Genomic DNA, 12457 nt, shown 5'->3' with positions numbered 1-12457 from the left:
GGGCCGCCTTTTCATATCATGTTTGTTTTACAACACTTCGGTCAACGCCAAGCCAATACCAATACGGTTTTGCTTGTGGTCATAATCAATCAATGATTCACCGTAACCGCCAGTATATTGCACATAACCTTTTAGTTTGCCCCAAAGTGGGAAGGTCATGCCTGCTTCTACACCACCTTTGTGTGTGGCAAAGTTATGACGCACATTTACCGCAAACTCTACCACATCGTATTGATAGGCCATGCTTATCGAACCGTAACCCATGAAATCATTAATATCAGGGTTATCATCACCGTCTGAATCACCTGGGAAATCTTTTTCATCTTCTTCCAAGCGATACCAGACGCGACCAGCAAAAGCCAAATCGCCGTTTTCCCACAGCAAACTGGTATAAATACGGTTCCAGCTACGCGATATGGCATTAGAACGACCATTGGATTGATGCTCCGCACCAAACATTATGCCGGTGTTACCATCAAATGGATGCCAGTCTAGCCCGGTTAAATAAAAGATTTCAGGTTGATAGTTAGTCTCTCTAAATGGTTTCGAAATATTTTCCGAATAGACCTGCCACCAAGATTGCAAAGTCATACCAAAATACAATGAATCATTTTCAAATAATAAGTCACCGTAGTTTAACGGTACCTTAATACTTAACTGATATTTGGCCTCATAATCTTCAAGATTTTCAGCCCAATTAGAACTCGGTACCGACTCTGCATACTCCTTGCGGTTGATGCTGTCAGTATACGATATTGGCAGGATGTAATTCATTTTATGCGGAGTGATCACATAAGGGTCAAAATTCGTTTCTTTTTCTCGAAGAAAACGTTTGGAGATCGCACCGGCTTCTCGGTTATTACGGTCTCTTAGCTCCGTATCAACTTCTACCTCACACTCTTGTCTTAATTGCGCCACTAAGGCATCGCCTTCGGCTTCATTAAGCTTTTGCATCAAACATGCTTGAGTTTTTGGATCGGTTTCAGCCTCTTCAACAGTTTGATCTTGTTGCTGCGCAAAACCATTGAAAGACAACGCGGAAAATGACAAAAAGGACACTGCCATTAACGTACGATTGACACCTTGCATATCAACACTCCCTGCACCACAACCGATTAAGTAAGCTACGAAACGGTTGCAGATTCTTGTTATTGTTAAGTTTTATGGTAGCAAATAAAAACGAGGTTAAAAGTTTTTTTTAAAAAAACTGATAACTTTTTAACCAAAACAGGCAAAAACAGTGCTTTTCCCTGACAAAACCACGATTTTCGCGACAAAATCAGTAATTCTATAGATATCAATAAATTAGATATTACTCAGGAGCCTTTAAGTGAATGAGCTTATCATCGGAAAGATAGGCCTTGTCGACTTCTTGTAATTTGTTATAGCGTATCATCTCACGAATACTGTCGATATACGCCTGCCCTCGCTCTGAGTATTTATCTAAGGTGCCGGCCAATTCTAAACCGCTAATCGGTTTACCGTCAGCGCGCAATTGCGCTCGTAATGTGCGCAGTTTTTGATACGCCCGCTGAGTATTAATGTTGAGCATATAGCCTTCTACGGACGCTAGTGGGCTATCAAATCGCGCTAAGCCATAATTACCCAGTTCTTTGCGCTGTTGTTTGGGCACCATACCTTTACCAGAAAAGTCCCATTGACCAAAAAATGAATTTCCTTCACGTGTAAATCTCGATGTTCCCCAACCACTTTCTTCCGCAGATTGAGCCAGGGCAAGTGATGGCGGCATGATATCGACCCGCTCTAGCAGTTCGATTTTTTGTTGTTGTGTTAATGACAGTACCGACTCATCAATGACTTTGTATTTGCGCGCTAACGCTATCAGCGATTCACTGGTAATCGCTTCATTGTTTATTATTTGTCGCTCAAGCAGGATTTTTTCATTGGCGATTAACACTAACGGAGCCATCAAGCGAAAAAATACTTCTTTTTTCACCGGCACGGGCAAGTTTTGTGAGCTCTTTGCCCAACGTTCTCCAATTTTGGCAAAACTTAAACGGGGGATTTCTCGATTTCCATTTTGCCAATTTTCACTGTCGTAATGATGCTCTTTAAACAGTGTCATTAGGTCATCGAGGGAGTGTATTTCAACTTCTATTGGGTCTTGCATAGCAGCGACGATTGTCGCCTGTTCGAGGGCACTGTCAGCTTCAGTTTTAGGTTTAGGATCATTGCAGGCTGATAACAAACACGTCGCCATGCAGGCACCAATCAACATATATGAATGTCTATGTTTCATCCTAAACCTCACAAACTAATCTTGGCAAATTAATCGCTTTGAACCCAGCTAAGTTATTACTCATCTACATTAACCGACATTAGCTGACGTCAACTTTTGTAAAAGCCTTACCTCTTTTATATCGTTACAGCAGCCCTTTAGCAAAACTTTTATATAATTCATTAGCAATTAAATAATCCCCCTCGACTTCAGCAACTTGTGCCCTGCGCAGTAACTCGCATATAAAGTCACGATTACCGGCGATGGCCTGACGGCAGACTTGTTCATTACTAAAGCCCGCCAAATCAGCGCAAAAGGCCAATTGACGACCTTTAATCATTTTTAACTCCGCTAATAATTTATCTACATGCATAACCGCCTCCTATGTGTTTTTAACAACAGCGTGTAGTGAATAAAAGCTTAGCGAAAACACGGTGTGATTTAATGACAGGCTAATGAACAACTATGACCAATTATGACAACCGTTGTAACAACAATGGTGACGGCAGTGGCTAGCGCAGTTATTGACGCTCTAAGGGAAAAGGAGCCGTTGTAATCGCTTGATGCAAAGCAATATCACTAAGCCCTTGTTCACGCAGCGCATGTAAATATTTCAGGGTTTTAAAGGCGTCAAAAAAACTACAGAGTTGTTTGTTAAATTGTTGCTTGGAGGTCTGCGCCTGACTGCGGATAAATCGGTCAAAACCAATTGCCGTTAACCCATGAGTCGATATTGATGACAATTGATGAGTCCAACATTGCAGTTGCAGTCGGTGCTCATATAGGTTGCCAAATGCCGTTAATAGCGCTTTCAGTTCAACGAACAGTTGCGGATTATAATAGGGGTAATTGTACGCATTTTGTTGTTTAGCGATGATCTCAGCTACCGCTGGGCCGGTACCGAAAGGCACTCGACTTGAGGTACGTGCCTCAAGGTTTATAACGATATCGGCAAAATATTGGTAACGACCAAGCTTTACCAGTTTATTAAGCAGGTAAAAGTCCTCGCCCGCGGCTCGCTTGGGAAAGCCGCGACACTGGCAATAGGCGTTCACATCAAAGGCCAAGACACTGCCAATGGTGAAAAACGCATAATCGCTTTTTGCGTACGTCAATCCGGCAACATAATAACGCAGTGCTTTTTCATATAATGCATTTGCGTTGTTAATGAGTTCATCTTGACAGTGGTGCTGAAAATTTAAACCAATACAAACGGTAGCAGCATCAACACTCGTGCTGTGGCTAAAGTAATTATCAGGTAAGTGGGCATCGGCATCGCTAGAGCAGATAAAGCGATTACCAATGAGTTGACGATTGTACAGAGACGCCGCCAAGTCACAACCAATTTTACGGGCTAAACCAACTCCCTGTTTATGCGGTATCGGTGTATTAAAACGATCGACAATCAACAGCATGGACTGTGTTGACGGCAATGTTATAAGAGTGAGGTTGTGTTGCTTATCGACAACTTGCCCCAAGGCAAGTGCTTCATCGTACAAAGCTTGCTGCGGCGCTTTATCAAAGTCATTGTCAGGCTGATTAATGACGACAATCAACAATTTACCCGTTTGGTGAAATGGGCTTTGAATAAAACGCTGAATAAACTCAGCACCTTCACGATACGCAGGAATGACCAGTGCGCTATCGACACAGTTTGGCAAGCTAAGTTTGTCTAGATGGGCAGTTTCTGTTTCAGCGTACTTTTCAATGTATTGTGCGTTGACGTTTTTATTCTTGCCCATCAATAGTCCAGTTAGTGGTTAGTGCAGCGCGGCTCGAAACGGCAATTGCTCACAAATTTTTGCTTCGGCATCTAAGATTTCTTCTAGACGAGGGTATACGATATCGGCAGCAAAATATTCCAAAGCCAATTCGACGAACAAATTTTTGTGCTTCTCTTCCGACTTAGCAATATCGTCGTAAAACTTTTTGTCACGACCTTCAGGTAATGCTTCAGCGACCAGTGCGAAACGTTCATGACCACGTGCTTCGATGACACCGGCCACAAGCAAACGATCCAATAGAAACTCTTCACTGCCACGGCGGAACAACTTACGAATTTCATGGATATAGGTATCTTTTTGATCATTGGCTTGAATCACATTTCGAGACGTCATCAGCTTTAAGACTTGTTTAAAATGAATCAATTCTTCCAAAGCCAGATCCGTCATGGCCCGCACCAATTTTTGACGATCTGGGTAATGAGACAGCATGGACATAGCCATACCAGATGCTTTTTTCTCAGCAGCGGCGTGATCTTGCAAGAAAGAGTCAAAGTCTGCCAGCACGGCGTCAGCCCACTCTTTTGGGGTATGATATTTTAATTCAAACATGTATGGAAAAATATTAGCGAATATATGCCGCCATTTTACACATAAAAATTGTGGCGTTATAGTAAAAAGCCAATTCTATTACAAATTTGTATGTGTCTACATTTACGGCTGTAGCATTCGCTATGATAGTGCAGCCTGATTCGCAGATAAGCAGCTTATTTTAGTACATCGATAATGGTGAATCATGACTAATACGTTATATATAACAGGGGCTGGCGTTAGCTCTGAAAGTGGTATCCCGACCTTTCGCGGCGAAGATGGTTTTTGGACTATCGGCAGTGTTAACTATACGCCTATGGAAATGGCCACACGGGCTATGTATGAGAACAACCCTATCGAATTTTTAAGCTGGTATTATCATCGGTTTGCCACTTATCGTAACCATGGACCGAATGCGGTACATCATTGGTTAGCGGATAAAAATTTAATCACCCAAAATATAGATGGCCTAGATGGTAAAGCGGGAAATAACGATTATATTGCGATTCATGGCCGCCTTGATCAGATGACCTTATATCATAGTCAGGGCGATGCGGTAGATACAATAGCAACGCCATGGGACAGTGTTGATGAGGAAAATTTACAAGAGTCGTTACTCGATATATTTAACATTAACCGTAACTCGAAAAGACCTGAATTAAACTTTTCATTTAAACCCTATGTCTTGTTATTTGATGAGTACTACACCGATTTGTATCGCATAACAGAAGCGCAACACCGTATGTACCAAGCTGATAAAATGGTGTTTATGGGCACATCATTTAGTGTCAATATTACGCAAATGGCGTTAAGAGCGGCGATAGATAATCAAATAGAGATCGACATTGTTGACCCCGACCCGATCGAGATCCCGTATGCCAAGGTGACGTATCACCGCATGAAAGCCAGTGAATACATAAATATTGCTTAGCCCCAGAATAACCTGTGCTTACATTAACCGAACCGTGTGAATGGTTAACGTAAGCCCAGCTCTACATCTTCAATAACAAAATTACCGGTAAACTTCGGGTGTGGATGACCTTCGACACCAATTTCAAAGAACTCTTGTTCTTCTGCGCTTAATCCTGTGTAACCATTAATAACCCCATAGACCCAAACTTCTTGGTCAAAATCGAGCTTTTGCCATTGATGATACTCAAGCGCTGACATGCGCTGTGCCGAATCAATGACATGAACAAAATAGTGCTCAATGGCTTCTTTTAAGCCATCGCTGACGATATCGATGTTTTCGATATCATCCACCGCAAAGTTTTGTGCTTTACGTTGTTGTTGATTTTCATCACGATTATGGCGAACTTGTCTGAGATGATTGACCAGCTCAGCAAATACTTGTTCATGCTCAATATTGTTCACATCGATACTGGCCGGTTTAATCACCGCTTTGGCCTGATTAAATAAGCTAGGTAGTTGATGTTGTGCGCTGTAGTCTTTGATCTGGTAATCAGGTTTTTGTTGGTGGTGCAACACAAACCCTTTAAGAAGCTGCGAACGGTGTAAATACTCTCTAAACTTGCCCAGCAATTCGATCAATTTAGCTTGCGCTATGCTCAACTCTTGGCTTATCTCTGTATGACGTTTTTGCAGTTGTACGACCAACAGTCGGCGTAATTCTCTGTTTGAACCTGCTAATGCCGCCAACTCATCAAACTGAAACATTTCCAGCTGTTGGCGCATTTGTGTTAGCTGCCCTTGCGCTAATTCATTTTCACGAATTTTTGCGTTGATGGAGCCAACGTAACCAAACTCATTATGAATACGTCGCCATAAACTGCGCACACTGGATTTTAAACTGTCGACCAGGGTATACACTTGCTCAGCAAGATCTTCTAAATAAACTTCGGCTTCCGCATCGGCATGATGGTGCAATGCTTCTTTGTAATGTGAAGTGACGGTTTTTATAGTCGCCAGTTTTGAACCAATATTGGCGTCCAGTTGTCGATTGCGCTCATCTTTAAGGCTATTTTCTAGTAGTGCTCTTACCGAACTTCTCAAGCGCAAATCTTCGCCAGGCTCTGGGCGCCATAACACGCCGAGCTCCATCAGCTTTTCGAGAACATTGATATCAAAGTCCATTTCGCTTACCCGGCCAGACAAATATGCCTGCATGATAATATCGGAATGCTTGGCAAGTGCCTTTAAGAACTTAACACCACTGTTGTTTAACTGTGAGCTCACAGCAAGTCTCCCTGCTGAATAGCGATTTCGGCCTGCTGCTCCAGTCCGAGGTTTTCGGTTTCATCTATAAAACGAATAATATCAAACAAATAGTCCACTTTACCGGTCGCTAAATAGATTTGATTGTCTGGATTTGGGCGTAATAAATACCCCAACTCACACAGTCGTTTAAAAATTTGCTTTAATTGTGCATCAATTGCACTACTCGATGAATTAAATAAGCTATAGCGCGCTATTTTACTGAGCTGTTCGGCAAATGCCGGGGTGTCTTCAATCACCGTTTGCAGTTCATTTAAACGAATAACTTTGCCTTCGGATAACGGTGAGTTATCACCGCGAGCTTCTTGCACCAACACCAACCATTCGACCAACGGCAGCAACGACGCGGCAACTTCTTTGAATTGCTGATTTAAATGTTTGCGCTCAGTCTCGCCAATCGCCTGATAGGCACAAAAAATAACGTCACCATCATTGGCCGTTGCCAAACAACGGTTCATGGTATTCAATTGCAGCTCAAGAGCGGCGTAATGCTCACTATTTTGTAAATATTGAAACGCCAGTTCATCACTGGTTTTACAAATAAAGCCACCACTCAACAGAGTTTCCATTACCTGACCTTGTAAACTGATCATGCGATAGCCTCCTGCGCGCGGCGCTGTTTAAGCTTTTCAGCTATTGGATTCATTTTTGGTTGTACCATACGCAACTTTTGCTTTTCGGCATTTTTATCAATCAAATAACGGTTTGCAAAGAAATGCAGTACATCCGACTCGGGGTTAGGGAATGCACCTAACACATGAATATTATTGGCTGCACAGGCATCAAAGATTTTCTTAACGTTTTTATTGGCAAGTGTGCCAATCTCATCAATTGGCCAATGTATAACGGCCTGTGAATTACCGCGCAATAGACGTGTAAACGCTAGTAAGAACTTACATAAAATCAGATACGCCATACCGTGACTTGATGATTCATTTAACTGCCTATCGGTACGGATGATTAAGTTTGAATTACCCTCTTTTAAGTGCAATTCAATATCAAGCAATTGTCCGACACCACCGCTCATAGTCGCTCGCCCTAATACGTCGAGAACCTCTTGAATGGTCAACATATAATCTTCATTAGGCAAGACGGCCTCTTCATCTGTTAGCCACTGCTGATGTAACTTATTGAATTTTTGTAAGGTTGGCCAGAAATCAAATTCACTGATCCTTGAGCGAATTTTAACGCTGGAATCACTGACACCATCGAGGAATAACTCTTGGTCAACTTCTTTGGAAATACGTCGCGACTGGGAAACTATGCGCTTATCGATATCCGCAAGGATGTTGTAATACTGAGTTAAATCGTTACCGAAATTAAGACCGTTATTGCGTACCCCTTCCAAATGCTGAGGTACCAATACCGTTAGCAACATGTCCAGCTCGCTCACCATTTTACGACAATCTAAAACCATGATGCCTTGCGCATTTTCGATTTGGCATTCGCTGCGCGCACGCTCCCAGGTTTCAGTTAGGCTGATGCCGGATTTTTGGCCTATGGCGTTGTCAAAGAAGTAAACGTACTCGTCAACTTGCTTTAGGCCTTGGCGATATTGACTAAATAGCTCGCCTACTTCGCTCACCCGAGATGATACGGAGCCGGTTTCGTTTACCGCTGCCACACTCGGCAAGCTCAACACCGCATATTGCTGTTTAATGCTGTTAATTTGACCGACCAAATCGTTTTGTTCGGTTAACGCTTTATCAAGCTGTTGCAGTTGTTCTGTGTATTGCTGTTTTTGCTGCTTGTAGTTACTTTGCGCATTGCCTAATTCACGTTCATTTTTCGCTTTACTGTCTTTGGCCAATGACAATTGCTGTAAATACTGCGCTTTTTGCTTACTAAACACCAAATCGTACCAACGTTGATATTCAGCCACACTATCTCTTTGTTTGTTGGTTATCTCGATGTGTTCTGACAACTCAGCGATTTGCTGCTTAAGTTGAGCAATTTGGTTCACATCGACTTCGCGTTTCGACAACTCATCTTGATACCACTTTTTCGCTGCTTTCAGGCCATGTTTATGTTGCTGCTTGGCTTCTTCAATTTGCGCTTTAACACTATCTAGTTTTTGCTCGATATCATTAATGATTTGTTGCCAATGGAGCTCATGTTCCATTTTTTCTTCATGGCAAGCCTCTTTATGCTCATCAATAGCATCGGCTTTATTGAGGTTAAGTTTGTCGACTTTACCTTGTTCTGCAGTTAACTCTTTTTGACGTTTTTGTTTGCGCTCGATTAAAGCTTGTTTGTGTTCCGCTTTAAGTTGTGCCTTTTCTTCTTGAACTCGCACTCGTGCTTGTTGCTTAAACTGGCTCTTTGATAACAGCGCTGTGCACTCTTGCTCTGCTTTGCGGACATCGGCATTAATCTGTTCGAGTTGTTGACTCAGTTGTTGTTTGTCTTCGACCGCGGCGTTTAATTCGCTCTGCGCCGCTTGTAACTGCTGCTCAAGTTCGGCTTGCGATTGCAGTATGTCGCTTTCAGCGATAACACTGGTATCAAGTAATACGCCAAACATAGACGCTTGACTGTCATGCGTATCGCTGAGTCTTGGCGATAAGTCATTACGTGCTAATAACTGTGGTGCAATCAATTTACCAAACTGCTCTTGCCAACCGTCACACTCACTGCGTAAAAAATGCAGCAAGGTGTTGTCACCCGGCGTTAACCATGCGTCGATTTCATCGACCTTGGCCTGAGCTTGTTTGACCTTAGAGGATGCTTTTAACAGTTTTTCATTTACTGCGATTTGCTGGTACTTGATTTGCTGGGTGTGCTCTTGTTGCTGCGTTAACTGATCGCGCAGGGCATCTTCTTCTAATTGAGCATCATCGAGCTGGGCTTCAAGTATTGCCAGTGCTTGCTGCTCTTTTTGTGTTGGACCACTTAACTCAATTTGCGTATGCAGTTTTTGCAATAACATATTGGCTTGTTGAATTTGCACATCAAAGTCGGCAACCAATTGTTGATATTTTTCATCTTGCTGAGTCTTTAGCTGATGCAACGCATTGGTTTCTTGCTTTTGCTGCTGCTGCAGTTCGCTTGTGACCAGATCTTTTTGTTCTGTTAACTGAGTTAAGGCTTTGCTTTGCTTTTTCTCTAGCTCAGCCTGGCGCTTATGATAGGCCGCTTCAACATCTTGATGCTCTTCGGTAAGCAAGGCATGCTGCTCGGTAGCCGATTGCAATTGCGCTTGCCACGATGGAATTTTATCAATGTTGAGTTTGTGCTGCTCTATGTCACGGTCTTGCCACGCATTAAACTCGTCTTCAATTTTGTCGAGATGTTGCTCAGCACTGGAGGCATCCGCTTTTGCCAACGATATATCGCGGTTGTATTGATCTCGTGATGCATCAAATTGACTGTTTAGTTCAGATAGTTTGGTTTTGTATACCTGTTGATCATTTTGTGCCTTGACCACCGACTCGGCCAACAACGAATAGTCGTGACTTAATTGATGATGCAATTGCGCTAAGCGTTGTTCACTTTGCTCCAGGCTGGCATTGACCTTTTTCAATTTATTGTACTGCGGCATGAGCTCATCAAATTGACGGATCAATGAGCACTCTTTACGCCAGTCTTCAACTTGAGCTTTGGAGATTTTATTACTTGGTGTCTGTACACCATCTTCTTCCAAAATAGCGGCAATCATCGCCTTGATGGTTTCCATTTTGCCTTCTTTGGAATGCACCGCTTTGATCAGCTTTTCAATATGACGCAATTTGGCGTTATGCTCACACAGGCTAAATAAACGCGCGGCATTAACCAAGTCACGTTTATTACTGCTGGTGTTCATCATCGCCCTATCGTTTTGGATAACAGACTTAAATTCTTTGGTATTGAGCGCTTTGGTTACCGCGATACCTTCACGTTTAGCGGCTTTCATAACCTCTATGACACCAATAGAGCGTTTGCCAGCCATATCATCAGCAATAAAATCATCGACCTCAAACGGCTTTTCAACAAAACGATACTGCACACCGGTATTCGATGATGTAAGAATCGCCATGCAGGTTTGCTGATCAATTCGCTGGTATTCAAAAATGATATAACTCGACTCGCGTGGCAGATACCATTTCTGAAAATTGTCACGCGTTGCTGGCACAACTTTATTTGGCGACTCACCAAAAAATACCGGCACCAATCTTTGCAAGGTGGTTTTCCCTGAAGCATTGGTACCACAGATATTGGTGTGGCCATTAAGTTTTAATTCTACCAACCCAGGAAGATGGGTATCGATCAGGATGATCCGTTGTAAACCTGACATAATCTGTTTAGCGCCTTTTTACTATTATTAAGCCTATCTTAAAAGTGCCTGCAAGCCCTGTAAACCTTTAACTTCAACTTCATTTAAAGTAACCGCAAACAAGTCAAAAAAAAGCCGTTCATTGTACAGTTATTCAGCGATTTAACATTTATTAACAGACCCTAAATAGTAGGCTTTATAAGATGGGCGCCATAAACTTTTATAGTTTACTTCCGATCTGTTATTTAGTGGCACTTACTTAGGTAAGTGCCATTTTCTTATTTCGCCTGATCAGCAAGATATAGTTTGTTATGATGCAAATTATTTGCAATCTCGGGCCATTCAAATTCATGCACCATTATCAACTGTACATCTTTGACTGGGATGGAACCTTGATGAACTCCATCGATAAAATTGTCAATTCTATGCAATATGCGGCAACCTTGGCAGACTTGACGGTGCCATCAGTTTCGCAATGCAAAAGCATCATTGGTGCGGGGATGAAAGAGGCAGCAGATATCTTATTTCCCGGCGCATCGTTGGCCAGTCTAAAGCGCTTACAACATCACTACCGGCAACGATTCATTGAATTGAATAGTAAAGCGTGTCCGTTATACCCTGGAACAGAACAGCTGATCCAAAATTTGCATAGCCAGGGGAAGAAGTTAGCCATTGCCACCAGTAAAGGGCGCCCAGGTTTAGACAATGTACTGGCGCAAAGTCAGTTAGCTCGTTTTTTTCATACCTCAAGAACCGCCGATGATGCGAAAGCCAAACCACACCCAGATATGCTTGAGCAAATCCTTGCGGAGCTCAACATTAACGCCAAACATGCTATATACATAGGCGACAGTCGCTTCGATATCGACATGGCAAACAATGCTGGAATGGACTCGATTGCCTTAAGCCATGGTGCCGGTGACATTGAGACCTTGAATGCAAGCAAGCCAACAACACTGGTACATTCAACGGATGAACTGACAAGGCTCATCACCTGTCATTGATAATTGTTCAAGGGTTTTGTGGTTATTTGAAAACTGACAAAATCAATGTAGACACTTGATAAGATGTGGCATAGCGAAACAAACAGCACGGCGAGAATCTTTGTCTCGCTTATATATTTTTATTTCACACACCGTTTAAGTAATAGACTGCCATTTATTTGCGATTAAGAGCCCATCGTGTAATCGATTTGCAAGGTGATCTTAGCTTCAACCGCTTTTCCATCGACAAATTTAGGTGCAAAACGCCATGACTTTATCGCCTCGAGGCTTTCGCTCTCAAATATACTATCACTCGATTCAATAACTTCTGGGTTTTGCACAAAGCCAAAAGTATCGATGGTATAACGTATCTGTACCCAACCTGACCTACCCAATCGAGCCGCTTTCATGGGGTAGCTTGAATCAATGCCATAAA

General features: G+C 42.5%; 11 protein-coding genes. 2 read left to right on the top strand and 9 right to left on the bottom strand.

What is annotated here, in order from left to right; all coding sequences use genetic code 11:
* Positions 1–27: 27 nt before the first annotated feature.
* The 5 genes from E2K93_RS14310 to E2K93_RS14290 all read right to left on the bottom strand — a co-directional run bounded on the left by E2K93_RS14310 (position 28) and on the right by E2K93_RS14290 (position 4572).
* On the bottom strand, positions 28–1089 hold the full coding sequence (locus E2K93_RS14310) for a phospholipase A (protein WP_135439750.1): 1062 nt from the start codon (positions 1087–1089) through the stop codon (positions 28–30).
* Between the two features lie 223 nt (positions 1090–1312).
* Complete coding sequence (locus E2K93_RS14305; protein ID WP_135439749.1) at positions 1313–2260, bottom strand: glucosaminidase domain-containing protein; 948 nt, start codon at positions 2258–2260, stop codon at positions 1313–1315.
* Between the two features lie 124 nt (positions 2261–2384).
* On the bottom strand, positions 2385–2612 hold the full coding sequence (locus E2K93_RS14300) for a hypothetical protein (protein ID WP_135439748.1): 228 nt from the start codon (positions 2610–2612) through the stop codon (positions 2385–2387).
* Between the two features lie 148 nt (positions 2613–2760).
* Positions 2761–3981: a hypothetical protein gene (locus tag E2K93_RS14295; RefSeq protein WP_135439747.1), complete on the bottom strand. Its 1221-nt coding sequence runs from the start codon at positions 3979–3981 to the stop codon at positions 2761–2763.
* Positions 3982–3999: 18 nt separating this feature from the next.
* Positions 4000–4572, bottom strand: a complete 573-nt coding sequence (locus E2K93_RS14290) for a tRNA-(ms[2]io[6]A)-hydroxylase (RefSeq protein ID WP_135439746.1) — start codon at positions 4570–4572, stop codon at positions 4000–4002.
* A 184-nt stretch (positions 4573–4756) separates the two neighbouring features.
* Between E2K93_RS14290 and E2K93_RS14285 the strand changes: the two genes are divergently transcribed.
* Positions 4757–5482, top strand: coding sequence for an SIR2 family NAD-dependent protein deacylase (locus E2K93_RS14285; protein ID WP_135439745.1), 726 nt, complete (start codon positions 4757–4759; stop codon positions 5480–5482).
* 44 nt (positions 5483–5526) lie between these two features.
* Here E2K93_RS14285 and E2K93_RS14280 read toward each other — a convergent pair whose 3' ends face one another.
* Genes E2K93_RS14280 through E2K93_RS14270 form a run of 3 tightly spaced genes read right to left on the bottom strand, consistent with a single transcriptional unit; the run spans position 5527 to position 11059 of the window.
* Positions 5527–6747, bottom strand: a complete 1221-nt coding sequence (locus tag E2K93_RS14280; protein WP_135439744.1) for a phosphoenolpyruvate carboxylase — start codon at positions 6745–6747, stop codon at positions 5527–5529.
* A complete protein-coding gene (locus E2K93_RS14275) occupies positions 6744–7379 on the bottom strand; it encodes a hypothetical protein (protein WP_135439743.1) in 636 nt (211 codons plus the stop codon). The genes E2K93_RS14280 and E2K93_RS14275 overlap by 4 nt, the downstream gene beginning before the upstream one ends.
* Positions 7376–11059, bottom strand: coding sequence for an ATP-binding protein (locus tag E2K93_RS14270; protein WP_135439742.1), 3684 nt, complete (start codon positions 11057–11059; stop codon positions 7376–7378). Before E2K93_RS14270 ends, E2K93_RS14275 begins: the two co-directional genes overlap by 4 nt.
* Positions 11060–11349: 290 nt before the next feature.
* On the opposite strand from E2K93_RS14270, the gene E2K93_RS14265 reads away from it, so the two are divergent.
* Positions 11350–12042 (top strand): HAD family hydrolase, encoded by a 693-nt coding sequence (locus E2K93_RS14265; RefSeq protein ID WP_135439741.1) that lies wholly within the window; start codon positions 11350–11352, stop codon positions 12040–12042.
* A gap of 164 nt (positions 12043–12206) precedes the next feature.
* Here the strand turns inward: E2K93_RS14265 and E2K93_RS14260 are convergent, their stop codons facing one another.
* Positions 12207–12431: an energy transducer TonB gene (locus tag E2K93_RS14260; RefSeq protein WP_135439740.1), complete on the bottom strand. Its 225-nt coding sequence runs from the start codon at positions 12429–12431 to the stop codon at positions 12207–12209.
* Positions 12432–12457 lie beyond the last annotated feature (26 nt).

This window comes from Thalassotalea sp. HSM 43, assembly GCF_004752005.1.
Classification (GTDB): Bacteria; Pseudomonadota; Gammaproteobacteria; order Enterobacterales; family Alteromonadaceae; genus Thalassotalea_A.
This window is presented reverse-complemented; position numbering and strand designations above follow the sequence as displayed.